This is a genomic window from Bifidobacterium tissieri (genome assembly GCF_002259645.1).
In the GTDB taxonomy this organism is placed as follows: domain Bacteria; phylum Actinomycetota; class Actinomycetes; order Actinomycetales; family Bifidobacteriaceae; genus Galliscardovia; species Galliscardovia tissieri.
In genome coordinates this window covers 126,843-151,882 of sequence record NZ_MWWV01000012.1, presented here as the reverse complement: position 1 = coordinate 151,882, position 25,040 = coordinate 126,843, and the positions used below count along the sequence as shown (strand labels likewise).

Sequence of the window (25,040 nt, the reverse complement as noted above, 5' to 3'; positions counted from 1 at the left end):
TCGTGAGACAGTTTGGTCTCTATCCTCTGCGCTCGTTGGAATGTTGAGGAGTCCTGCCCATAGTACGAGAGGACCTGGGTGGACGAACCTCTGGTATGCCAGTTATCCTGCCAAGGGTACGGCTGGTTGGCTACGTTCGGATGGGATAACCGCTGAAAGCATCTAAGCGGGAAGCCTTCTCCAAGATAAGCATTCCCTCACGCCCCTCGGGGCGTGGATAGTCCCCATGGAGAACACGTGGTTGATAGGCCGGATGTGGAAGCCCTGTGAGGGGTGGAGCTGACCGGTACTAACGGACGAGTACGACACTCCAATCCTCGGATTGATCCCACGTGATCATCCCGGACGACACGGAGCACCTGATGATCCAACTGCGATCGACCAGACGAGATCACATCGCGTCCGCTAGCCGGTTCCCGAACCGCCACCACGGGATCGTCTCCCCCCTTGGGGGTGGATGGTCCTGGTTCTTATAGTTCTTGCGGTGGTCATGGCCCAGGGGAGACGCCCGGCATCCATTCCGAACCCGGAAGCTAAGACCTGGCACGGCGATGGTACTGCACCCGGCAGGGTGTGGGAGAGTAGCACACCACCGCACACACTTCTTGGAAGGGGCCTCTGACGGCATGACCGTCAGGGGCCCCTTCGCATACCCACAACACCCCCAAATTCTGGCCAACAACCCTATAACCCATAATGGGACCTGCTGTGCTCGGACTTTCCATTTGCGTTTTTCCCGTTTTACTAGTGATATTGGCATCCGTCTTGCCATACCTCAGACTGGTCCGTAGCAGTTGAGTAAGCTGAGTCCTCTTGTATGTTTTCGTTTTGCATTTTCTTCGGTGCATTGGCGCGGCTAGCAGCTCAACATTCAGATATGAAGATCCGTTCTCTATTCATGGTTTCAGCATTGGGTGTACGCATGTCTATAAATCGGAGGAGGGGACATTCGACCACATTGTCCGAATGATCTGTACTTTTCATCACCGATTCGGTTGCCTTGAATGACACGTCCATTTCAAGGAGGACCACAATGAACAGGGATGATGAGCGTCGTAGGATGTTGCGCCGGCTGATCTGGGGAGCGCATCGCGAGCGCCAGCGACGACGAAGAAACCTGACCACGGGGCTACTGTTGGTTCTCATGGTGTCCATGGGGTTTATCGCGTTTCCGTATACCGAGGTGCAAGCCACGCAAGTCATGTCAGGTTGCGGCTTGGGATTTGTCTGGCCGATCGAGTCAAAATCATCTCCCATGATCGTGCGAGACTTTGATAATCCAGCGCAGCCATGGCTGCCCGGCCATCGTGGCGTGGACCTTCAGGTATCGTATGGCGTCGTTGTGGTAGCCCCTTCAGACGGAACCCTTGTCTTTGCCGGACAGGTGGGGGGAAAGAATGTGCTGACTATCGATCATGGGAACGGTCTCTCAACCACGTACGAGCCTGCGACGACAACATTGCCCGTTGGCACGGCACTACGCAGGGGAGAGCAGTTCGGCAAAGTCGACGGCCATTCCGATCATTGCGATGGTCAATGCCTTCATTGGGGATTGCGGGAGGGAAAACAACGATATCGGAATCCGGAGCATGCGGTCAGGCAGCAACGAATCGCACTGAAACCGGTCGATGACGCCTCAGCCATTCAATGAACTGATGCTGCACAAACACAAACGTGGTCGCATGCCCCAGAGCATGCAACCACGTCATATATGCAGTTGGTGATTATACGGAATCAGCTGTTTCAGATCTGCTCGTAGGGAGTGACCACCACGCCACAGCGCTGGAATTCCTTCACATCGATGTAGCCGGTATACGCCATAGCTCGACGAAGCGCACCGATGTAGTTCATCGAGCCGTCGGTACGGTTACTCGGTCCGAACAGAATCTGATCCATGTCGCCGACCGTGCCCACATGATAACGACGGCCACGAGGCAGTTCGGCATGCCGGGCCTCGGCCCCCCAGTGCTCTCCATGACCGGGAGCTTCGATGGCACGTGCTAGCGGCACGCCCAGCATGACCGCATCGGCACCCAGCGCGAAGGACTTGACGAAATTGCCGGAAGTGCCGGTACCGCCGTCGGCGATGACGTGCACGTAACGGCCACCGGACTCATCCATGTAGTCACGGCGCGCCGCAGCGACATCGGCAATCGCGGTGGCCATCGGGGCATGCATGCCAATCGTGGTACGCATGGTGGAAACGGCACCTCCGCCGATGCCCACGAGCACGCCGGCCGCTCCCGTCCTCATGAGGTGCAGAGCGGCCTGATAGGTAGCGGCACCACCGACGATCACCGGCACATCAAGCTCATAAATGAACTTCTTCAGATTCAGCGGCTCATGCGTGCGAGAGACATGTTCGGCAGACACCGAGGTGCCGCGAATCACAAACAGATCGACGCCAGCTTCGATCACTGTGGAATAGAATTCCTGAGTGCGTTGCGGTGTCAACGCGCCCGCGACGGTGACACCGGCCTCACGGATCTCATGCAGACGCTGCGTGATGAGATCCGCTCTGATCGGCGCAGTGTACAGCTGCTGCATGCGGGCGGTGCTCTCCTCGGCAGGAGCCTCAGCAATCTCCTTGAGCAGCGGTTCCGGATCATCGTAGCGGGTCCACAATCCCTCGAGATCAAGCACACCCAATCCGCCAAGCCGTCCAAGCTCGATGACGGTCCTGGGGCTCATCACGGAATCCATTGGAGCTCCGATGACTGGGATGTCGAACTCATAGGCGTCAACCTGCCAGGAGGTGGACACGTCCTCGGGGTCGCGGGTTCGACGGGAGGGGACAATGGCGACATCATCCAGCGAATAGCACATGCGGCCGGACTTGCCCAGGCCGATTTCAGTCTCTTGGGTCATGCAACCTAGGCTAATGCGGCGTAGCGACGGGAACATGCATATTCCGTGTTTTATGGACGTTTCTGACGGACGAAACATGAATCATGTATGAAAGACACTGTCATTGTGAGCAAATCAATGATCGTGCCTTAGCAAAAGGAGCAACGTTCATGGCGAAAATCAAAGTCAAAGGCAAGGTCGTCGAACTCGACGGCGACGAGATGACCCGAGTCATCTGGAAGGACATCAAGAACCGTCTGATCCTTCCTTATCTCGACGTTGATCTCGATTACTACGATCTTGGCATCGAGAACCGTGATGCCACCGATGATCAGGTGACCATCGATGCCGCCAAGGCCATTCAACGTGAGCACGTGGGAGTCAAGTGCGCCACCATCACCCCGGATGAGGCCCGCGTCAAGGAATTCGGCCTCAAGAAGATGTGGAAGTCGCCCAACGGCACGATCCGTAACATTCTCGGTGGCACCATCTTCCGCGAGCCGATCGTCATCTCCAACATCCCCCGTTTGGTTCCGGGCTGGACCAAGCCGATCGTCGTGGCCCGTCACGCATTCGGCGACCAGTACAAGGCCACTGATTTCCGCGTTCCCGGCGAAGGCCGACTGACCATTACCTTCACCCCCGCAGACGGCAGCGAACCAATCGAACACGTTGTGTTCGACTACCCCGGATCCGGTGTGGCACAGGTGCAGTACAACCTCGACGAATCCATCAGGGGATTCGCCCGCGCCTGCTTCAACTATGGCCTGCTACGCCACTACCCGGTATACCTGAGCACGAAGAACACGATTCTGAAGGCCTACGACGGTCGTTTCAAGGACCTGTTCGCAGAGATCTTCGAAACGGAATACAAGGCACGCTACGAGCAGGAGGGACTGACCTACGAGCACCGTCTGATCGACGACATGGTGGCCAGCTCGCTGAAATGGCACGGCGGCTATGTATGGGCCTGCAAGAACTATGACGGCGACGTGCAGTCCGACACCGTCGCCCAGGGCTTTGGCTCACTCGGACTGATGACGTCCGTGCTGATGACCCCCGACGGCGAGACCGTCGAGGCAGAGGCCGCTCATGGCACGGTGACCCGCCACTATCGCCGTTGGCAGAAGGGGGAGAAAACCTCGACCAACCCGATCGCATCCATCTACGCGTGGACCGGTGGTCTCAAGCACCGCGCCAAGCTCGACGGTACGCCGGAAGTCGCGCATTTCGCGGAGACACTGGAACACGTCATCGTCTCCACCGTCGAATCCGGCCGCATGACCAAGGATCTGGCACTGCTCATCGGACCGGATCAGCCCTGGCTGGATACCGAAGGATTCATGGACGCTCTCGACGAGGAACTCGCCAAGGCGCTCGCCTGATCGTGGACGAAGTGCTCGTGACTGCCGCCATGAGCACTTCGATGGTGGTCCTCATAACAAGTGCCGACCGATGCTGTCATCGGCCGGCACTCGTTTTTTCCGCGTCGGTAAAATGCCCTAGAATGCCCATAGTCGGCTTTGACGGACACGGGATGCTCCCGAGCCTTACCGAAGGAAGTGATGTTGTGCGCGGAAGGAACGATTGGGGCGCGAAGATTATTGCGCTGCTGACCGGAACGATGATGATATGGTCGCTTTCGGCCTGTGGGCAGCAGCAGGCTCCCAGTCCGGCACCATCCCCCACGCAGTCGTCGTCCTCCTCGACCGTTGACACGGGGCAGGTCGCGGTTTTCCTGCCCGATGACGGGATCACCCTTTCGCAGAGCACTCCGCTGAACAAGTGGACCAAGCTGAATTCCGCTCTGGAAAATGCATTGACCGACGATGGTTTCGCCGACAAGGATGTCACGTCCGTCAAGTCCAAGAACATTGATGACCAGACCAAGTCCATCAATGACTACATCGATCGACACGGTGATGATGCCCGTCCGTCCACGATCATCATCGCGCCGGTCGCGCAGCCTGATGACATCACACGGCAGTATGGGGATTACGTCTCACAGTCGCTGCCTACGGAGGCGGACGCCTCCTCCGGCAACCCCGACGACATCGATCAGGCTGGACGGGCGGCGAATCTGTCCGCCGCCCTCACCAAGGCGAAAGATGCGGGAATCCACGTGATCATGGTGGCCAACACCATCGAAGGATATGCTCCCGACGCCTACGTCAGCATGTCGAGCATTCGGGAGATCGCTCATACCCAGGCCACACTGCTCTCCGACAAGCTTGAACTGTCCAAGGCGACTGCCGACAATCCGAGGAGCATCGAGATCCTGCTTCCCTCCAACGGCGACGACACGGCCGATCAGGAGGCCTTCGCCGGCATATGGGAGGTACTTGGTCCCTACTTCAAGTCCGGTGCCGCGATCAGCCCATCCGGATTCCTCACCACGGAAAGCGATGAAAACAGTTGGAGCCGGGTGACCTTCTCCGGCACCGATAAGGACTCCGCCAGGTCGGTGCTGACCGAGCGTCTGAAATCGGACTCCGAAAATGCGCATGTGCCCATTGATGGCGTTCTCGCCATGAACGATCTTGTCGCGTCGGGGGTATTGTCCGCGCTTTCGGATCTTGGCTATGAGGGTACTTCGGCCGACATCAATCCGAAGATCACCATCGGCGGGATCGTCGATAACATTGCTGGGAACAAGGATCTCAAAAAGAACAAGGTTCCCGAGCCGCAGAAGATGTCGGGATCGCAGCAGAGCGTCGATGGTGGCTCCGGGGACGGTTCCGGGACCTCGTCCGATGGGCAGCGGCAGCCGGTCGACGATCCGGCCTGGCCGATCGTGACCGGGTATGGCACGTACCTTTCGAACCTGTCCTCGGTGGTCAATGGCCAGCAGTGGAGTACCGGTCTGGAGCGTCGCGATGATTACGCCAAGGCCATAGCCATGGCGAGCGCCGCGTTGAATACCGGCGAGAAGCTCGGTGATGTCAAGGATCTGCCCTTGTCCGGCAATACCGAGATGAACGGTGTTGATGTCTCCACCATTCATCTGTCATTGCAGAATGTTTCGGCGGGCAATCTCAAGAGCGCACTGATCGATCCGGGGTATATCAGTGCGGCGGATGCCGGACTCTGATCATTGCTGAACATCATGTTGTTCTGTGATTGGCGCCGGTGCTGATCGCCGTCGAATAATTGCTGGAAATGTGATCTTGCAGACAGAATCCAGTAATATCTCAGGATTTGTCCACATTTTATGAAGTGTGAGTTGACCAGAAGGTGGGGAAGGGGGCATCCTATGCATGACGGGAGACGTTGCGGGTAGTTCGCTCGTAGCAGGGTCGTCCCAGGAAAGAAGAGAGATGAAGGATAAGAATCCGGATTCAGCGTCGAATCGCATGCCGAACTTCAATGAGGAAGGCATGGCAATATCGTTTGTCGTACCGAACTTCTATGGCGAGAACGCAGAAGGCGGTGTGCGCATGCGTGTCAGTCGTCTCGTGCCTAGGGACATCAGTGTTCAGGAGAGTATGGATCTTGCCGTCAAGGCATGCCGGTTGGCCTGCCTGGGGGCTGATGTCATCCGTGGGCGTCTTCCTGGGCGCATGCTGGAACGGTTCGTGTCGAACAACAGTCTTGACCGCATTCTGTATCTGTCCCAGCTGATGCAGTCCGATTCCAATGAGGGGCCGCTGCATCGGCACATGCCGTCGGTTCCCGCCTATTTGTTCGGGACGGTGGTCAATCGTGACTGCTTCGACGCATGTGTGGGGTTGTCGGTCGGATATGACGACTATCAGGTGAGTCTGGTGTTGCGCCGCAAAGGCGGACGTTGGGTGTGCACGACGTTGGATTTCGGCTGACCGATTCCGGATTTCCGCCGGTCCCCCTGTTGTGGCATGTTCCGAAGCTGACGGCGGTAAAGCTATGATGGTGCCTATGCTGCGTGAATATTCGGTGGATGTCATTCGTCCCACCACGGAAAAGGATACGATCTATTCGCTGCTCGCCAACAGGGTCGAACGTGATCCCGACGATCTCATCGCCCAGTGGCAGGATGAGTCACGACAGTGGCGTGACGTCAAGGCGGGGGAGATGCTGGACTCGGTCCGCGGGGTGGCGAAGGGGCTTATGGGCCTTGGCGTCCGTCCGGGGGACCGCATCGTGATCTATTCCCCTACGTGCTACCAGTGGGGTGTTGTTGATTTCGCGTGTGCGTCCATCGGCGTGGTGAGCGTGCCGATCTATGAGACCGACTCCGCCAAACAGGCCGAGAACATCATCGAGGACGTCGAGCCCCGTCTTGCGTTCGCCGGCGATCACGATCACGCGCAGACGCTTGAGCTGATTCGCAAGGATCACAATTCGCTGGAGTACGTGTTCAACTTCAAGGCCGATGGCATCGCCGCGATCTCCGACTTCGGCAGGTCGGTGACCGATGACGAACTGGATGATGCGATCTCCCACGTGAAGGCCGACGATCTCGCCACGATCGTCTACACGTCGGGTTCGACGGGCAAGCCGAAGGGCGCCATGCTGTCACACCGCAACTTCACCCATACCGTGCTCAACGGATATGAGGTGCTGAACGACATGCTCTACCAGCCCAGCAGGCTGCTGCTGTTCCTCCCTCTTGCGCACTGTTTCGCACGATACATCCAGTATGTGGCGATCGGATCGCACGGTGTGGTCGGCTACATTCCGGGAGCCAAGCACCTGCTGGCGGATCTGCGAGGCTTCAAGCCCACGTATCTTCTTGGTGTACCGCGAGTCTTCGAGAAGGTGTACAACGCCGCTTCGCAGAAGGCCGGCACCGGGATGAGCGGTCGAATCTTCGCCAAGGCCGTCAGCCACTTCGTCCAGTGGTCGAAGCAGGAGCAGGAGAACGGACGTCATTCGATCATCGACCGGATCCTGCACGCTTTCTATATGAAGACCGTGGGCTCTTCGATCCGTTCCGCACTCGGGCCGAACCTCAAGTATCTGGCCTGCGGTGGAGCGCCGCTGAATACGGATCTGGCCCACTTCTTCAACGGATTCGATGGCATCACCTTCATTCAGGGCTACGGCATGACCGAAACGGCGGCTCCGTGCATGGTGAACTTCCAGGACGCGAATGAGATCGGTTCAGTCGGTCTTCCCGGATGCATGGAGGTGAAGCTGGCGGATGATGACGAGCTGATGATCCGCGGCGCCAGCGTGTTTCTGGGATACTACAAGCAGCCCGAGCTCACTGCCGAGGTGCTGGAACCCGACGGCTGGCTGCACACGGGGGATCTTGCGCGCATCGATGATCGGGGATTCACCTTCATCACCGGACGCAAGAAGGACATCATCATCACCGCCGGCGGCAAAAACGTCTCCCCGGCGCCATTGGAGGACACTATCGCCACGTGTCCGATCGTCTCGCATGCCGTCGTGATCGGAGATGGCCGACCGTTCATCTCCGCGTTGATCGCACTGGACCCGGATATGCTGGCATCCTGGATGGCGGCACAGGGCCTTGACGAGACCATGACGCCGGAGCAGATCGCCGACAGCGACGCGGTGAGGGCCTTTATCCAGCAGTATGTGGACCAGGCGAACGCCACCGTGTCCCGCGCGGAGTCCGTCCGCAAGTTCGCGATCCTCGACCATGATTTCAATCAGGAGGAGGGCACCCTCACCCCCAGCATGAAGGTTGTTCGCCCCGCGGTGCTGAAGCGGTACGCCGATGTCATCGACAAGGTGCTGTATGCGCCCAAGGCGGGGGCGAAGACCGCTCAGCCCACGGCGTCGGCCCAGTTCCTTGAAAAGGTTCAGGAGACCGCCATTCCCCGCATCAAGGAGGCGGGAGAACGCCTGGAGCCGATGATTGATCAGGCGAAGAGCGTGGGTGATTCCCTAAATGCCGTGTCACGACGGCTCAAGACTCTCGACGAGGATCAGGAGAAGGACCCGAGGGCGGGGGAGTCCGGTACTCTAGATGGCGACAATGCCGAGAAGACCAACGATAAGGAGCAATGACCAGTGGCTATCAGGCAGATCAGAGTGGTCCCCGATCCGATTCTCCGCACTCCGTGCGACGAGATCACGACGATCACTCCGGCGATTGAACGACTCGTGACGGATCTGCTGGAGACCGTGAACGATCCCGGGCGTGCGGGGCTGTCCGCCAACCAGATCGGTGTGGGACTGCGCGCGTTCTCGTACAACATCGAAGGAACGATCGGGTACGTGCTCAATCCGGTACTGGAGGAGACCAGCGGCGAACAGTATGGCGACGAGGGTTGCCTATCGGTTCCCGGCCTGTGGTACAAGACCCGTCGCGCCGACTATGCCCGTGTGACCGGCATCGATCTGGAAGGCAAGAGGGTGGTGCTGGAAGGCAAGGGGCTCATGGGGCGCATGCTGCAGCATGAGTGCGATCACCTTGACGGGCATGTGTACCTTGACCGTCTGGAGAAGGAGGAGCGGCGCGAGGCGTTGCGCCTCATGCGCTCCAGATGACACGCGGCGTGTCTCATGATAAAGTCTTGCCTTGCGTGCCAATTCGGCGTGTCCATGTAGTCGCAGACATGGATCACCCAATCATTATTCCCTAACCGGCACGTGAATACGCGCCATGCCGGCGACGGCCTGTGTCGGTCGGCTTCCTCGAGGAAGTTGCACGCAGGCGCGCATGGCCAGGAAAGAACCGACAAGAAAGGTATATCATGGCACAGATCACCATGAGCCAGATGCTCAAGGCTGGCGTTCACTTCGGACACCAGACCCGCCGTTGGAACCCCAAGATGAAGCAGTACATCCTGATGGAGCGCAACGGCATCCACATCATCGATCTGTTCAAGTCCCTCGACCTGATCGACAAGGCCTACGACTTCATCAAGCAGACCGTCGCCCACAACGGCACCGTTCTGTTCGTCGGCACCAAGAAGCAGGCCGCCGAGGCGATCAGCGCCCAGGCCACCCGCGTCAACATGCCGTACGTCTCCGAGCGTTGGCTCGGTGGTATGCTCACCAACTTCCAGACCGTGAGCACCCGCGTCGCCCGCATGAAGGAGCTCGAGGAAATGGACTTCTCCGATGTCCACTCCTCCGGTCTGACCAAGAAGGAGCTGCTGCTCCTCGAGCGTGAAAAGGACAAGCTGGTCAAGCAGCTTGGCGGTATCCGCAACATGAACCGCACTCCTTCGGCCCTGTTCGTGGTCGACATCAACAAGGAGTCCCTGGCCGTCGAGGAAGCGCACAAGCTGCACATCCCCGTGGTCGCTCTGGTCGACACCAACACCGACCCCGATCTGGTGGACTACCCGATCCCGGCGAACGATGACGCCATCCGCGCCGTCGAGCTGCTCACCTCCCTGATGGCCGACGCCGTGGCCGATGGTCTGCTGGAGCGTTCCGGCAAGGCCGCAGCCAAGGCTGACGGCAAGGCCGACGCCCAGCCGATGGCCGAGTGGGAGACCGAGCTGCTAAAGAAGGACGGTGCCGCCGAGGCGCCCGCCGCCGAAGCCGCCGAGGAATCCAAGGCCGAGTGACCTGACGTTCAGCCGTCCGCCGAAAAGGGGACGGCTGATGTCTATGATGGTAACGGTCGTGACAACACGGCCGCCTATGTACTGAGGAGACAACAAGCTATGGCAAAGATCACCGCCGCTCTCATCAAGCAGGTTCGTGAAGACACCGGTGCCGGCATGATGGACGTCAAGAAGGCCCTTACCGAGGCCGAAGGCGACGTCGCTCGCGCCAAGGAAATCATCCGCGCCAAGGGCATTCAGGCCGCCGGCAAGCGTGAAGGCCGCAAGGCTCAGGAAGGCACCATCGCCTCCACCGTGGTCGACTCCGCCAACGGTCAGGTCGGTTACGCCGTCGAGCTCAACTCCGAGACCGATTTCGTGGCCAAGACCCCGAAGTTCGTGGAGTTCGCCGATGGCATTCTTGCCGACGTCGTGAAGGCTAACGCCGACAACGTCGAGGCCGTTCTGGCCGCTCCCGCCGAGGATGGCACCGTCAAGGAAGCCATCGAGGAGGCCGCCGCCCTGTTCGGCGAGCACGTCAAGCTCGGTCAGTTCGCCAAGCTCGAAGGCCCGCACGTGGAGATCTACGCCCACAAGAAGTCCGCCGAGATGCCGCCGAGCATCGTGGCCATGATCGCCACCGACGAGGCCGGTGCCTCCGTGGCTCACGAGGCCGCTCTGCAGATCTCCGCCATGGGCGCCCAGTGGCTGACCCGTGAGGACGTTCCGGCCGACATCGTCGAGTCCGAGCGCCGCGTCGCCACCGAGAAGTCCCTGGCCGAGGGCAAGCCCGAGAAGATCGTCCCCAAGATCGTCGAGGGCCGTCTCAACGCCTTCTTCAAGGAGAACGTGCTGCTGGAGCAGCAGTTCGTCAAGGATCCTTCCAAGACCGTCGGCGACCTGTTCAAGCAGGTTGGCGGCAAGGCTCTGGCCTTCGCCCGCGTCGAGGTCGGCAAGGGCGAGGAGGCCTGATCCTCCCGTTCTCGGCATCGTGTCGTGATCGGCACCGCCGGTAGCAGCAAAGGCGATCCCGTGTATGCGGGATCGCCTTTTTCAGTGTCGATCCCGGTGATGTCAGCGTTCGCGGTTACGATTAAATACGGTTTTTGCACAGACGAAAGGTGTGGTATGTCTGACAACTGTTCCCATGGTGCGCATAGCGGCGACCAGAACGGACGTAGGGTCCTGCTCAAACTTTCCGGAGAGGCGTTCGGCGGAGGTCGCGTCGGTATCGATCCTCAGGTGGTCCGTCGCATCGCCTCCGAGATCGCGGAGGCCGTCCGCCGGAATGTCCAGGTCGCGATTGTCGTGGGCGGTGGTAACTTCTTCCGTGGCGCCCAGCTGCAGCAGGCCGGCATCGACCGTTCTCGCGGTGATTACATGGGCATGCTCGGCACGGTGATGAACTGTCTCGCACTGCAGGATTTCCTCGAGCAGGAAGGTCAGGCCACTCGAGTTCAGTCCGCGATTCACATGACTCAGGTCGCCGAGCCCTATATTCCTCTGAAGGCCATTCGCCATCTTGAAAAGGGTCGTGTGGTGATCTTCGGTGCCGGTGCCGGCATGCCGTATTTCTCCACCGACACCGTGTCCATTCAGCGTGCGTTGGAGATCCATTGCGATGAGGTGCTGATGGGCAAGAACGGCGTGGATGGCGTGTACACCGCGGATCCCCACAAGGATCCCGAGGCCAAGATGTTCACCAGCCTCAGCTACAATCGCGCGCTTGTGGACAATCTCGCCGTGATGGACGCGTCGGCACTGTCCATGGCGAGGGACAATGCGATGAAGATCCGCGTGTTCGGGCTTGAGGGCGTCGGCAACGTCACTGCGGCGCTCAGCGGTCAGCCGCTGGGAACCCTGGTGGGCACGGACGATTCCGAGACGAAGTAGTCCGGCACCCAGAGAAGATTTCAATTGTACGCCGCTGGCGTACCGTCATTAAGGAGACAATATGGCAACCATCGTCGATCAGGCGACCACGCAGATGGGCAGGACGGTCGAGTCCACCAAGGAGAACTTCGCGGGCATCCGCACCGGCCGTGCCAACCCGGCGCTGCTCAATGGCATCGTGGTGGACTATTACGGCGCTCCGACTCCGCTCAAGCAGATGGCGACCATCGGCGTTCCCGAGCCCCGCACCCTCGCCATCACCCCGTTCGACGTGTCGCAGGCGTCCGCCGTCGAGAAGGCGTTGCGCGACTCCGATCTTGGTGTGAACCCGAACCGTGACGGCAACGTGATCCGAGTCACCCTTCCCGAACTGACCGAGGACCGTCGCAAGGAGTACGTCAAGCTCGCCAAGGGCAAGGCCGAGGACGGCAAGGTCGCCATTCGCAACATCCGCCGCAAGGCCAAGGAGTCCATCGAGGCCGCTGTCAAGGATGGCGACATGGGCGAGGACGAGGGCAACCGTCTGCAGAAGGATCTCGACAAGGCGACCAAGAAGGTCACGGACGAGATCGATGCGCTGTTCGCCGCCAAGGAGAAGGAAATCCTTGAGGTCTGATCGGACTACACCATCGCTGCAATGAGCACATCCAAACGTAAGGAGGAGGCCGAGGAGGCCATCGACTCCATCAACAAGCGAACCGGCAGGAACATGCCGCAGGCCATAGGTACGGGTGCGTTGCTTGTCGTACTGATACTGGCCAGCCTGTTGATCAACGTCGATGTCTTCGTCGGCCTCGTCGTCGTCTTTATGATTCTGGCCCTGTGGGAGCTTCGCGTCGACTTCGCGACGGTGGGCATCCGCATTCCGGTGTTGACGCTGTGGCTGGCATCCGCCGTGACCTTGGTCTCCACGTACGCATTCCCGAATCATATCGCCGCGATGTCGGCAACGGTTTCGGTCGCTCTGGTCGTTGTGGCGCTGACCGCCTCGACACGATTGAGCATGGTGGGGCAGCGCGTGTCCATGGCGGTGGCGTCGAAACTGTCGAGCTCGGATGCGCGGATGCGTGAGTTCTCGTCATTCAACGTCGACCCCGCATCCCATCGGGTATCCCGTCTGACGAACGTCAGCGTATCGTTGTTCACCATGATGTACGTGCCGTTTCTGGCGTGCTTCATCATACTGCCGCTGACGGGGGAACATCCGGTGGCGCATGCGTTCTTCCTGGTGTTCGTCCCGTCGCTGGGCGACATCGGAGGACTCGTGTTCGGCGCCTGGATGGGCAAGCACAAGCTGTCCCCGCGCATCTCCCCGAAGAAGTCGGTGGAGGGTCTGCTGGGATCCATCCTGTTCTGCTTCCTTGGTTCGCTAGTGATCTTCCTGGCCACGTACGATCATGCGATCTGGTCGAGCCGATGGTGGGTGCCCCTCCTGCTCGGCGTACTGGTCGGCATGGTGGGTACGTTCGGTGATCTATGCGCGTCCATGCTCAAGCGTGATCTGGGCATCAAGGACATGGGGCATCTGCTCAAGGGCCATGGCGGCGTGCTCGACCGCGTCGATTCCATTCTCATGGCCGCCCCGTTCATCTGCATCACGCTGGCCGCGACCGGCCTGTGACCTGTGATAGGATAGCCGATCTGGAAACCGCATTACGTCCAACATATCGAGGCACGTGGGGGAGAGCATGAACGAGGAGATTGAGACCGGCATCACCGCAGGAGGCGCAGACGGGGCGTTCAGGGACATCCTATCCAAGGATCATGCGCGGCGAGGCAAGCCTCCGGTGCATTTCGTCGACATGACGCCCGAGGAGCGCATCGTCGTGGCCGGCGAACTTGGACTGCCGAAATTCCGGGTCAAGCAGCTTGCCAACCACTATTTCTCCCATTTCGATGTCAATGCCGAGGAGTTCACCGATTTCCCGGCCAATGCCAGAGCGGCGGCGGCCAAGGCATTCTTCCCCACACTGATCACGCCGATGCTGCAGCAGAAGGCCGATCAGGGCCTGACCGTCAAGACCCTGTGGAGCCTGTTCGATGGCTCTCGCATCGAATCGGTGCTCATGCGCTACCCCAATCGCGCCACGCTGTGCATCTCCAGCCAAGTGGGGTGCGGCATGGGTTGCCCGTTCTGCGCCACCGGCAAACTGGGACTCACCCGCAACATGTCCACCGGCGAGATCCTGGAGCAGGTGCGCGTCGCCGCCGTCCAGATGCGGGACGGCGATATCGCCGGCGGTCCGGGACGTCTGAGCAATATCGTCTTCATGGGTATGGGGGAGCCCATGGGCAACTATCGTTCCGTATTGTCCGCGGTTCGTCAGATCAGCGCTCCAGCGCCGGAGGGGTTCGGCATTTCGGCGCGTAACATCACGGTCTCCACGGTGGGCGTGGTTCCCGGTATCAGAAAGCTCGCCGCCGAAGGCATCCCGGTCCGTCTGGCGGTGTCCCTGCACGCGCCCACCGATCGGCTGCGTGACGAGCTGGTGCCGATGAACCGCCGGTTCAACACCACGCAGGTGCTTGATGCCGCCCATGACTACTATCTGGCCACCAAGCGCAGGGTGAGCATTGAATACGCACTGATGCGGGGCATCAATGATCAGGCCGTCCATGCGCGTCAGCTCGCGAATCGTCTGAACTCCTACGGTGACGACTGGGCGCATGTCAATCCGATTCCGCTGAACCCGATCGAGGGGTCCAAGTGGACGGCCTCGGACCCGGAGGACGAGCGTACGTTCCTCGACATTCTTCACAAGGCCGGTATCACCGCCACACTGCGTGATACGCGCGGCTCCGATATCGATGGCGCTTGCGGACAGCTTGCCGCCAAGACCATGGAGCGGCACGCCCGATCCTGAGCCGGGCCGACCAGACACATACCGGTGGTTTCACCATGTGGGCATGTCCCCGATGAAACCACTGAACCGTCTGATAGTGACGTTAACCTGTTTCCCAGTGCACACGATACGAGCGCAAAGGGGTAAACATGTCGCTGGCGGTGAGAGTCATTCCATGCCTTGACGTAGATGCTGGGCGTGTGGTCAAGGGCGTCCACTTCGAAAACCTGCGGGACGCCGGAGACCCGGTGGAGCTTGCCGCGGAGTATTACCGGCAGGGTGCCGACGAGCTCACGTTCCTTGACGTGACGGCGTCGAGCTCGCACCGTCAGACCATGTACGATGTGGTGCGACGCACCGCCGAGGAACTGTTCATCCCCCTGACCGTGGGAGGTGGCGTCCGCACGGTCGACGACGTCGATATGCTGTTGCGATGCGGCGCGGACAAGGTCGGCGTCAATACCGCAGCCATCAACAATCCCCAGATGATCAGCGACGTCTCCAGCCGGTTCGGCCGTCAGGTGCTGGTCCTGTCCGTGGACGCCCGACGGGAACGCGGCGAACGCCACACGAAGTCGGGGTTCGAGGTGACCACGATGGGCGGTCGGAAATCCACGGGCATCGACGCTCTGTGGTGGGTCAAACGGGCCGAACAGCTCGGTGCGGGGGAGATCCTGCTGAATTCCATGGACGCCGACGGCACGCAGAACGGATTTGATCTTGAGATGATCGAGAAGGTGCGCAACGAGGTGTCGATTCCGATCATCGCCAGCGGCGGTGCCGGCAAGGCCGAGGATTTCCCACCGGCGATCAAGGCCGGTGCCGATGCCGTACTCGCCGCGTCGGTCTTCCACTTCGGACAGATCACCATCGGCGAGGTCAAGGCCGAACTGGCGGCGCACGGGTACGCGGTTCGCTGACGTCGACGACACGTGACCATATCGGTCACGAGGATACGCTGGACGATCCATGGACCGAGCGAAATGACAAAGGGAAGCAGCATGCAACAGCAGCAGGATGAGTACGACAACACCACAGGCCTCGACCCGAGGATCGCGGCGCGGCTGAAACGAGACGCCAAAGGGCTGGTGGCCGCGGTGATCCAGCAGTACGACACCAGGGAGGTGCTGATGGTCGGCTACATGAACGATGAGGCCCTCCGTCGCACCCTCACCACCGGCCGGGTCACGTTCTGGTCCCGGTCCCGACAGGAATACTGGCGCAAGGGTGACACCTCCGGCCACCGGCAGTATGTGAAGAGCGTCCGTCTGGACTGCGATGGCGACGCCCTGCTGGTGGAGGTCGATCAGGTGGGCGCAGCTTGCCACACCGGCAAACGATCCTGCTTCGACGAGGGCGGCCCACTGCCCGTGGTCATCGGCGAACGCAATCAGGAGGACGACAACGAGGAGGTCCGGGCATGAGCGAGAACACAACCAGCGTAAGGAACCTGCTTTGGGGGCAGACATGGCCCGACCGTGACACGTTCCATGCGCTCGCGTCCGAGGGATATCGTGTGATCCCCGTGGTGCGTCGTCTGCTTGCCGACTCGCTGACCCCGGTCGGCTTCTATGAGCGTCTCGCCCGAGGCAGGAGCGGAACCTTCATTCTTGAGTCCGCGGAATATGGCGGCTCCTGGAGCCGGTACTCCTTCATCGGTGTCAACTCCATCGCGCAGCTGCGTTCAAACGAGGGGCGGGCCGACTGGCTGGGCACCGTTCCGACCGGCGTGCCCACGGAGGGCGACGTGCTTGACGTGGCCCATGCCGCGCTCCGCCTGCTCACCTCCCCAAGGGTTGATGGACTGCCCAGTCTGACCAGTGGTCTTGTGGGCAGTGTCGGCTGGGATGCCATCCGACACTGGGAGCCGACGCTGCGAGCCGAGGCGCCCGACGAGACCGGCCAGCCCGAAACCGTCCTCGCCCTCGCCACGGACATGGCCGTGGTGGATCATGTGAACGGCTCCGTATGGCTGGTCGCCAACGCGGTGAACTTCGACGACCAGCCCACGCGCGAAGGTGAAGCCTACGATGATGCCGTACGTCGTCTGGACCGCATGCAGCGGGATGCTGCCACTCCCGTCACCAACGAGTCCAAGGGCAACGTCCTCGACCCCAGCGTCCCCCAGCCGGAGCTGCGGTTCCGCACCGCCAAGGAGGACTACGAGCATGCCGTCGAAACGGCCAAACGCCACATCGTGGACGGCGACGTGTTCCAGGTGGTCATCTCCCAGCGACTGGACATCGACTCCCCGGCCGACCCCTTCGACGTCTACCGTGTGCTCCGCACCCTCAACCCCAGCCCGTACATGTACTTCTTCTCCCTGACCGACGCGCAGGGCAGGGACTTCAACGTCATCGGCTCCAGTCCGGAAACCCTGATCAAAGTCGAGGACGGTCATGCGATGACCTTCCCGATCGCCGGCTCCCGCCCCCGCGGCGCCACGCCGGAGGAGGACGCACGACTCGCCCGCGAACTACTGGAGGACCCCAAGGAGCGCAGCGAACACATCATGCTGGTCGACCTGGCCCGCAACGACCTCTCCCGCGTCTGCGACCCCAGCAGCGTTGAGGTCGTCTCCCTCATGGACATCAAACGGTTCAGCCACATCATGCACATCTGCTCCACGGTCACCGGCAAGGTGCATCAGGACATGACCGCATTCGACGTGTTCACCTCCGCATTCCCCGCAGGCACCCTGTCCGGAGCCCCCAAGCCCCGCGCCGTGGAGATCATCGACGAGATCGAACCCGCGGACCGCGGCATCTACGGCGGCACCGTCGGATACTTCGACTTCTCCGGCAACATGGACATGGCCATCGCCATTCGCACCGCCTTCCTCCGCGACCACGAGGCCAGCGTGCAGGCCGGTGCCGGCATCGTGCTCGACTCCGTCCCCGCCAACGAATGGCAGGAGACCCGCAACAAGGCCGAAGCCTCCGTCGAAGCCGTACAGATCGCCGCACAACTGAAAACCGTCAAATAAGAGCAATACGAGCAAATAAGACAATCGTGCGAACACCCCCGCAAACTGTGCTATAAGAAGGGTGTCAACACGAAAGCTCGCTAAAGGAGAACCATGTCGGTATTGGACGAATTGGTAGCGGGCGCACTGGAGGACCAGCAGTCCCGCGAGCGCACCGTATCGCTGAAGGAAGTGCGGCAGGCCGCCATGACGGCCCCCGCCCCGATCGACGCGGTCCGATGGCTCAAGCGCGCCGACGGCATCCCCGTGATCGCGGAGATCAAGCGAGCCTCGCCGTCCAAAGGACACCTGAGCGACATCCCTGACCCCGCGGCCCTGGCCCGCGAATACGAACGCGGAGGAGCCAGCGCGATCTCCGTACTGACCGAGGGACGCCGCTTCCTCGGATCCCTGGACGACCTCGACAAGGTCCGCGCCGCAGTACACATTCCCGTACTGCGCAAGGACTTCATCGTCACCGACTACCAGATCTACGAGGCACGCGCCCACGGCGCCGACATGGTGCTGCTCATCGTCGCCGCGCTCGCCGATGACACGCTGCGTCATCTCATCGCGCTCGCCCATGACCTGAACATGACCGTGCTGGTGGAGACCCATACGCGTGAGGAGATCTCCCGTGCCGTCGCCGCCGGTGCCAAGGTGATCGGCATCAATGCGCGCAACCTCAAGAACCTCCGCGTGGATGTGCACAAGTACAGTGAGCTGGCGGCCGATCTGCCCGATGACGTGATTCGTGTCGCGGAGTCCGGCGTGTTCGGTGCCGTGGAAGTGGAGGACTATGGTCGTGCCGGTGCCGACGCGGTACTGGTGGGCGAGGGGGTGGCCACCGCCGACGATCATCAGCTTGCAGTGGAACGACTAGTGAAGGCAGGAGCAAGAGTGAAAGCATCCGAGACCACGCCATTGAGCGAACATCAGGGACCGTACTGGGGCCAGTTCGGCGGCAGGTACGTGCCCGAGGCCCTGATCACCGCACTGGATGAACTCGAACATGTGTACGAAGAGGCGAAGGCTGATCCGGAATTCCACAAGGAGTTCATGACGCTGCAACAGCGTTACGTCGGCCGTCCAAGCCCACTGACCGAAGCACCGCGATTCGCGGCCCTCGTGCGGGAGAAGACCGGACTCGACGCCCGCATCTTCCTTAAGCGTGAGGACCTGAACCACACCGGTGCGCACAAGATCAACAACGCCCTGGGACAGGCCCTGCTGGTCAAGCGCATGGGCAAGACCCGCGTGATCGCCGAAACCGGTGCCGGACAGCACGGCGTGGCCACCGCCACCGTATGCGCAATGCTTGGCCTCAAATGCCGCATCTACATGGGACAGGTCGACGCCCGCCGTCAGGCGCTCAACGTGGCCCGCATGCGCATGCTCGGCGCCGAAGTCGTCGAAGTCACCCTCGGCGACAAGATCCTCAAGGACGCCATCAACGAAGCCCTGCGAGACTGGGTCACCAACGTCAAGGACACCCACTACCTCCTCGGCACCGTAGCAGGCCCCCACCCATTCCCCGCCATGGTCCGAGACTTCCAGAAGATCATCGGAGAAGAAGCCAAGGAACAACTCCAGGACTGGTACGGCATCGACCACCCGGACGCGATCTGCGCATGCGTGGGCGGAGGTTCCAACGCCATCGGCATCATGAACGCATTCCTCGACGACGACCGCGTCAACCTGTACGGGTACGAAGCCGGCGGCAACGGACCCGAATCCGGCAAACACGCCATCCGCTTCGCCCCCGGCACCGGCCAGCTCGGCATGTTCCAAGGCGCAAAAAGCTACCTGCTCGAAACCGACGAAGGCCAAACCCTCGACACCTACTCCATCTCCGCAGGCCTCGACTACGCCTCCGTCGGCCCCGAACACGCATGGCTCAAGGACATCGGCCGTGTCAACTACAGCTGGGCCACCGACGAGGAAGCCATGAACGCATTCCGCGACCTGAGCCAGACCGAAGGCATCATTCCCGCCATCGAATCCTCCCACGCCGTCGCCGGCGCCTACAAGGCCGCCGCCGACCTCAAGAACAAGGGATACGACAAAGCCGTGATGATCGTCAACATCTCCGGCCGAGGCGACAAGGACATGGCCACCGCCGGCAAATGGTTCGGATACCTGACCGACGACCAGGCCGCCGCCCTCGACGTCACCGGAGCACACGGCAACACCATCGCCTGAAGACAGACACGGCCAGAACGGCCAGAACAAGGAACGCGAACATGACCAACGCAACAACCACACCATCAGGACAGCCCCTGGGCATCAGCCACAAGCCCAGCCCAACGGAAACAATGTTCACCACACTGCGAGCCGACAACAGGCCCGCCTTCATCGGCTACCTGCCCTACGGATTCCCCAACCCCGACACCTCCCTCGACGCACTCCGCACCATGGTCGAACACGGCGTCGACGCCGTCGAAATCGGACTCCCATACTCCGACCCAGTCATGGACGGCCCCGTCATCCAGGCAGCCAGCCAAATCGCCCTGAACAACGGCGAAAGCATCACCAACGTATTCAAGGCAGTCGAAACCGTAGCCAACGCCGGCGGCGTCCCCCTCATCATGAGCTACTGGAACCTCATCTACCATTACGGCGTCGAACGATTCGCCACCGACTTCGAAAACGCCGGCGGAGCAGGCCTCATCACCCCCGACCTCATCCCCGACGAAGCAGGCGAATGGATCGAAGCCTCCGACCGACACGGACTCGACCGCATCTTCCTCGTCTCCCCGGACTCCTCCGACGAACGACTCGCCATCGTAGCCCGCAACGCACGAGGATTCGTCTACGCAGCCTCCCGCATGGGAGTCACCGGAGAACGAGCCACCATCAGCTCCTCACCCGAACACCTCGTCGAACGCACACGCCAAGCCGGAGCATCACACGTATGCGTCGGCATCGGCGTCTCCACCGCCGACCAAGCAGCAACAGTCGGAGCCTACGCCGACGGCGTCATCGTCGGATCCGCCCTCGTCCACACCCTACTCAACGACGACAACACAACCGCACGCGACACCAACGAAGGCCTCCGCAACCTCGCCGCCAAAACCGACGAACTCGCCGAAGGCATCCGCCGCGCTCGCTAGCGGACACGCAACCCACCCCATGACAACACTGCGGCGACCGTGGCAATCCTACGGTCGCCGCACGCATATCACCGATCAACAAGCAGAGGCACGATGAATCTGGCGTCCATCCCATCACCAACATTCTCCGAATTCCACATCGGACCACTCACCATCCACATGTACGCGATCTGCATCCTGATCGGCATCTGCCTCGCCGTCTGGATCCTGACAACCCGATGGAAACGATACGGAGGCACCTTCGACCAAGTACTCGACACCACACTCGTCGCCGTACCAAGCGGCCTCATCGGCGCTCGCCTGTATCACTGCATCACCACGCCCAGCGCCTATTTCCCCCCGACCGGCAACCTGATCAACATCGTCAAGGTGTGGGAGGGCGGCATGGCCATCTTCGGCGGTATCCTGTTCGGCGCGCTGGGAGCATTCCTGTGGTGCCGACACAAGAAGTATCCATTCGCGCTACTCGCCGACGCGCTCGCACCGGGACTCATGGTCGCGCAGGCCGTGGGGCGTCTTGGCAACTGGTTCAATCAGGAGCTGTACGGCAAGCCGACCACCCTGCCGTGGGGACTGGCCCTCAATGATGCCGACGCCATCGGCAAGACGCAGGTCTGCTACGATGGACAGCCCTGCCCGGTGGGCACGCTGTTCCATCCCACGTTCCTGTATGAGATGATCTGGAACCTGGTCGGTGCCGCGTTGATCGTGATGATCGGTCGCCGTCTGACCGGTACGCTCAAAGCAGGCCAGCAGTTTGCGATGTATCTGATGTGGTATGGCCTTGGCCGTACGTGGATCGAAATGCTGCGCATCAACTATTCGACCATCATTCTGGGGCTGCGTATCAACGTGTGGACCGCGATCCTGGTGTTCATCCTCGGCGGCGTGCTGTTCGTGCTGCTGTGGCGAAAGGGGAGCGGCACGGCGGTGTTGTCCCGTCATCTGGTCGAGGTCACCGCGGAGGAACGCGAGCGCATGGCGGTCGAACAGTCCGCTGAAAAGGCATCGGGAAACGGTCGATGATGCCAAATACCGAGAAGAAGCGGGGAAATGAGCGCCCAATCGTCGTTCTGCATCCCTAGAATGGGTCATATGACGATTCAAATTGCACCAAGCATCCTATCCGCGGATTTTTGCAATCTCGAACGCGATCTTCATGCGATTGCCAATGCCGATCTGGTCCATGTCGATGTGATGGACCATCATTTCGTCCCCAATCTGACGCTGGGCGAGCCCATCGTCAAGCGCATCTGCGAAGTCAGCCCGCTGCCTGTCGACGTGCATCTGATGATCGAGGACCCGGATCGTTGGGCCCCTGAATTCGCCAAGTGCGGAGCCCAGTCGGTGACCTTCCACATGGGTGCCACCCACGCTCCCGTCCGTCTGGCCCGTCAGCTGCGCGACATGGGATGCAAGGCCTGCTTCGCCGTCCGTCCCGCCGAACCGGTCGAGCCGCTGTTCGACATCCTCGACGAGTTCGACATGATTCTGATCATGACCGTCGAACCCGGTTTCGGCGGGCAGAAGTTCCTCGCCAACCAGATGGCCAAGACCCGTCGTCTGCGCGATGAGATCACCCGCCGTGGCCTCGACACCCACATTCAGGTGGACGGTGGCGTCAGCCGCGACACCGCCCACATCGTGGCCGAAGCCGGTGCCGACGTCCTCGTGGCCGGCTCGGCAGTATACGGTGCCGATGACATCGCAGCCGAGATCGACCTGATCCGCTCCAACGCCCAGGCTGCATACCGAGACTGAACGTCGCCCATCCGGGCGGTCGTCCACACGGCCGGTGGACACCTATGCCACCGGCCGAAACCGATAAAGGAGAAACCCAAGTTATGAAGACCTTCGATTCCTTGTTCGAGGAACTCAGCGCCAAGGCGGCAGCCAAGACCGAAGGATCACTGACGGTCGAAGAACTGGCCAAGGGCACGCATTTCATCGGCAAGAAGCTGGTGGAGGAAGCCGGCGAAAGCTGGATCGCCGCCGAATACGAAGGTGCCGATCGCACCGCCGAGGAGCTCAGCCAACTGCTGTACCACATTCAGGTGATGATGATCGATCGTGGCATCAGCCTTGAGGACGTATACAAGCACCTGTGATGTCGCCGAACGAGACATCACCAACCGCATCGAAATAAAAGGAGATCGATTCCAATGTTGAGAATCGCCGTTCCTAACAAGGGAATGCTATCCGAACCGTCCTGGAATATGCTCCAGGAAGCCGGATACCGACTGCGTTCGAATTCCCGTCAGCTTGTCGTGGAGGACCCGGACAACGGCATCGAACTGTTCTACCTGCGTCCCCTGGACATCGCCGTATACGTGGGACGCGGCACCGTTGACGTCGGCATCACCGGCCGCGACCTGCTGCTGAACTCCGGAACCGAAGCCGTGGAAACCATGGGCCTGGGCTACGGCGCATCCACCTTCCGCTTCGCCGCACCGAACGAATCCGACATCGCCACCCTCGCCGACATCGACGGCAAGCGCGTCGCCAGCTCCTACGACAAACTGGTCCACGACTACCTGGAAAACCGCGGCATCCACGCCGAAATCATCCACCTCGACGGCGCCGTGGAATCCTCGGTGCACCTGGGCGTAGCAGACCTCATCGCCGACGTGGTCTCCACCGGAACCACGCTACGCAACGCCGGACTGCGCACCTTCGCCGACCCGATCCTCCACTCCGAGGCCATCCTCATCCGTTCCCCCCGCCTCGCCGAAGGCAACGAGGAACTCAAGATCCTGTCCCGCCGTCTCAAGGGCGTGCTCACCGCACACAACTACGTGCTCATGGATTACGACATCCCCGTCGAAAAGGTTTCCGCAGCCGTAGCCATCACCCCCGGCTTCGAATCCCCGACAGTCTCTCCGCTGCACGATTCACAATGGGCCGCAGTCCGCGTCATGGTCCCCCGCGCGCAGGTAAACAAGCTGATGGACGACCTCTACGAAGTAGGAGCCAGAGCGATCATCGTCACCGCGCTGCAGGCATCCCGAATGTGAATACACTTGCATTCATGAGCCGACAGCCAACACACAACAATACGGAGGAAGAAGCGTTCAGCCCCGAGCCGCAGAACATCATCTGGACCGTGCCGAACGCCATCAGCTTCCTCCGTATTCTCTCCATACCAGTCATCGCGGTACTGATCTCCAAACGCTACCTCGTCTGGTCACTGATCATCCTCGCCATCTCATCCGCATCAGACGGCATCGACGGATACATCGCCAGGCGATTCAACCAAGTCAGCCGCATCGGACAGATACTCGACCCCATCGCCGACCGACTCCTCATCATCTGCTCCATGCTCGCCCTCGGCTGGGCAAACATTCTCCCCTGGTGGCTCCTGATCGCCGTCGGATCACGAGACCTGATCATGCTGATCGAAGTACTCATCCTCTCCAACAACGACTACGGGCCACTACCAGTACACTTCGTCGGCAAAGCCGGAACAGCACTACTCCTCATGTCAGTACCCGTACTCATCGTCGCCGACCTCGCCACAACACCATTCTTCATGGTGCTCCACTTCATCGGCGTAGCAGGCGCCATCTGGGGAGCCGCACTCTACTGGACCGCCGGAGTCATCTACATCACCCAAGGAACCATCCTGCTCCAACACGACAACAGCCACACCGCTGAAAGGCGGCGCGCACATGTCCGATGACCGCACCCCGATATCCTATCCAACAGACTCCGGGAATGCGCCCATACACCGCCGATCAGCCCATTCCCGGTCCGTATTCGGACTCATCAACCGACACGCCATCAACGACGGCACCCACGTCGCCGGAAGATCACGCCGCCGCCGAGTCGTCGACGAATCACTCCACCTCATCGACGACCTCACCAACCGCCCCATCGACCCACTATTCGAAGACTCCACACTGGTCGTACAAGAACAATCAACGGC

At 60.7% G+C, this 25,040-nt stretch carries 23 protein-coding genes and 2 rRNA genes; 24 read left to right on the top strand and 1 reads right to left on the bottom strand.

Translation table 11 applies throughout. The annotated features are described in order from the left end of the window. The 3 genes from BTIS_RS08810 to BTIS_RS08800 form a co-directional block, all read left to right on the top strand. Positions 1 to 313 (top strand): 23S ribosomal RNA (locus BTIS_RS08810); the annotation flags it as partial. Positions 314 to 480: 167 nt separating this feature from the next. Then, positions 481 to 598 (top strand): 5S ribosomal RNA (rrf, locus tag BTIS_RS08805). Positions 599 to 1,033: 435 nt separating this feature from the next. After that, entirely contained in the window at positions 1,034 to 1,651 is a 618-nt protein-coding gene (locus BTIS_RS08800) for a M23 family metallopeptidase (RefSeq protein ID WP_094664628.1), read from the top strand. Positions 1,652 to 1,743: 92 nt separating this feature from the next. Here BTIS_RS08800 and BTIS_RS08795 read toward each other — a convergent pair whose 3' ends face one another. Next, a complete protein-coding gene (locus tag BTIS_RS08795; protein ID WP_094664626.1) occupies positions 1,744 to 2,868 on the bottom strand; it encodes a GuaB3 family IMP dehydrogenase-related protein in 1,125 nt (374 codons plus the stop codon). A gap of 149 nt (positions 2,869 to 3,017) precedes the next feature. On the opposite strand from BTIS_RS08795, the gene BTIS_RS08790 reads away from it, so the two are divergent. From BTIS_RS08790 to BTIS_RS08690, 21 genes are all read left to right on the top strand, one after another. Further along, a complete protein-coding gene (locus tag BTIS_RS08790; RefSeq protein WP_094664624.1) occupies positions 3,018 to 4,232 on the top strand; it encodes an NADP-dependent isocitrate dehydrogenase in 1,215 nt (404 codons plus the stop codon). 185 nt (positions 4,233 to 4,417) lie between these two features. Continuing rightward, positions 4,418 to 5,938: a substrate-binding domain-containing protein gene (locus BTIS_RS08785; protein WP_158216884.1), complete on the top strand. Its 1,521-nt coding sequence runs from the start codon at positions 4,418 to 4,420 to the stop codon at positions 5,936 to 5,938. Between the two features lie 226 nt (positions 5,939 to 6,164). Next, a complete protein-coding gene (locus tag BTIS_RS08780) occupies positions 6,165 to 6,665 on the top strand; it encodes a hypothetical protein (RefSeq protein WP_094664620.1) in 501 nt (166 codons plus the stop codon). Between the two features lie 76 nt (positions 6,666 to 6,741). Further along, on the top strand, positions 6,742 to 8,808 hold the full coding sequence (locus BTIS_RS08775) for an AMP-dependent synthetase/ligase (protein ID WP_094664618.1): 2,067 nt from the start codon (positions 6,742 to 6,744) through the stop codon (positions 8,806 to 8,808). 3 nt (positions 8,809 to 8,811) lie between these two features. Next, positions 8,812 to 9,291 carry a peptide deformylase gene (locus BTIS_RS08770; protein ID WP_094664616.1) on the top strand — a complete coding sequence of 160 codons (480 nt, stop codon included), beginning with the start codon at positions 8,812 to 8,814 and terminating at the stop codon, positions 9,289 to 9,291. 206 nt (positions 9,292 to 9,497) lie between these two features. Next, positions 9,498 to 10,322, top strand: a complete 825-nt coding sequence (rpsB, locus tag BTIS_RS08765) for a 30S ribosomal protein S2 (RefSeq protein WP_094664614.1) — start codon at positions 9,498 to 9,500, stop codon at positions 10,320 to 10,322. Between the two features lie 99 nt (positions 10,323 to 10,421). Next, a complete protein-coding gene (gene tsf, locus BTIS_RS08760) occupies positions 10,422 to 11,273 on the top strand; it encodes a translation elongation factor Ts (RefSeq protein ID WP_094664612.1) in 852 nt (283 codons plus the stop codon). A gap of 156 nt (positions 11,274 to 11,429) precedes the next feature. Then, complete coding sequence (gene pyrH / locus BTIS_RS08755; protein WP_094664610.1) at positions 11,430 to 12,194, top strand: UMP kinase; 765 nt, start codon at positions 11,430 to 11,432, stop codon at positions 12,192 to 12,194. A 61-nt stretch (positions 12,195 to 12,255) separates the two neighbouring features. Further along, positions 12,256 to 12,810, top strand: a complete 555-nt coding sequence (gene frr, locus BTIS_RS08750; RefSeq protein ID WP_094664608.1) for a ribosome recycling factor — start codon at positions 12,256 to 12,258, stop codon at positions 12,808 to 12,810. Positions 12,811 to 12,831: 21 nt separating this feature from the next. Continuing rightward, positions 12,832 to 13,815, top strand: coding sequence for a phosphatidate cytidylyltransferase (locus BTIS_RS08745; protein ID WP_094664606.1), 984 nt, complete (start codon positions 12,832 to 12,834; stop codon positions 13,813 to 13,815). A gap of 67 nt (positions 13,816 to 13,882) precedes the next feature. After that, positions 13,883 to 15,058 carry a dual-specificity RNA methyltransferase RlmN gene (gene rlmN / locus BTIS_RS08740; protein WP_094664604.1) on the top strand — a complete coding sequence of 392 codons (1,176 nt, stop codon included), beginning with the start codon at positions 13,883 to 13,885 and terminating at the stop codon, positions 15,056 to 15,058. Positions 15,059 to 15,186: 128 nt separating this feature from the next. Then, positions 15,187 to 15,957: an imidazole glycerol phosphate synthase subunit HisF gene (gene hisF / locus BTIS_RS08735; RefSeq protein WP_094664602.1), complete on the top strand. Its 771-nt coding sequence runs from the start codon at positions 15,187 to 15,189 to the stop codon at positions 15,955 to 15,957. A gap of 81 nt (positions 15,958 to 16,038) precedes the next feature. Further along, positions 16,039 to 16,461 (top strand): phosphoribosyl-AMP cyclohydrolase, encoded by a 423-nt coding sequence (gene hisI / locus BTIS_RS08730; protein ID WP_094664600.1) that lies wholly within the window; start codon positions 16,039 to 16,041, stop codon positions 16,459 to 16,461. Continuing rightward, positions 16,458 to 18,023 carry an anthranilate synthase component I gene (locus BTIS_RS08725; protein WP_094664598.1) on the top strand — a complete coding sequence of 522 codons (1,566 nt, stop codon included), beginning with the start codon at positions 16,458 to 16,460 and terminating at the stop codon, positions 18,021 to 18,023. The genes hisI and BTIS_RS08725 overlap by 4 nt, the downstream gene beginning before the upstream one ends. Positions 18,024 to 18,116: 93 nt before the next feature. Further along, positions 18,117 to 20,204, top strand: a complete 2,088-nt coding sequence (locus tag BTIS_RS08720; RefSeq protein WP_094664596.1) for a bifunctional indole-3-glycerol phosphate synthase/tryptophan synthase subunit beta — start codon at positions 18,117 to 18,119, stop codon at positions 20,202 to 20,204. Positions 20,205 to 20,245: 41 nt separating this feature from the next. Next, complete coding sequence (trpA, locus tag BTIS_RS08715; protein ID WP_094664594.1) at positions 20,246 to 21,115, top strand: tryptophan synthase subunit alpha; 870 nt, start codon at positions 20,246 to 20,248, stop codon at positions 21,113 to 21,115. A 93-nt stretch (positions 21,116 to 21,208) separates the two neighbouring features. Continuing rightward, positions 21,209 to 22,141 carry a prolipoprotein diacylglyceryl transferase gene (gene lgt / locus BTIS_RS08710; RefSeq protein WP_094664592.1) on the top strand — a complete coding sequence of 311 codons (933 nt, stop codon included), beginning with the start codon at positions 21,209 to 21,211 and terminating at the stop codon, positions 22,139 to 22,141. A gap of 69 nt (positions 22,142 to 22,210) precedes the next feature. Beyond that, on the top strand, positions 22,211 to 22,876 hold the full coding sequence (gene rpe, locus BTIS_RS08705; protein WP_094664652.1) for a ribulose-phosphate 3-epimerase: 666 nt from the start codon (positions 22,211 to 22,213) through the stop codon (positions 22,874 to 22,876). 83 nt (positions 22,877 to 22,959) lie between these two features. Beyond that, positions 22,960 to 23,223 carry a phosphoribosyl-ATP diphosphatase gene (locus tag BTIS_RS08700; RefSeq protein ID WP_094664590.1) on the top strand — a complete coding sequence of 88 codons (264 nt, stop codon included), beginning with the start codon at positions 22,960 to 22,962 and terminating at the stop codon, positions 23,221 to 23,223. 54 nt (positions 23,224 to 23,277) lie between these two features. Continuing rightward, positions 23,278 to 24,129 (top strand): ATP phosphoribosyltransferase, encoded by an 852-nt coding sequence (hisG, locus tag BTIS_RS08695; protein ID WP_094664588.1) that lies wholly within the window; start codon positions 23,278 to 23,280, stop codon positions 24,127 to 24,129. Between the two features lie 14 nt (positions 24,130 to 24,143). Continuing rightward, positions 24,144 to 24,794, top strand: coding sequence for a CDP-alcohol phosphatidyltransferase family protein (locus BTIS_RS08690; protein WP_094664650.1), 651 nt, complete (start codon positions 24,144 to 24,146; stop codon positions 24,792 to 24,794). Positions 24,795 to 25,040 lie beyond the last annotated feature (246 nt).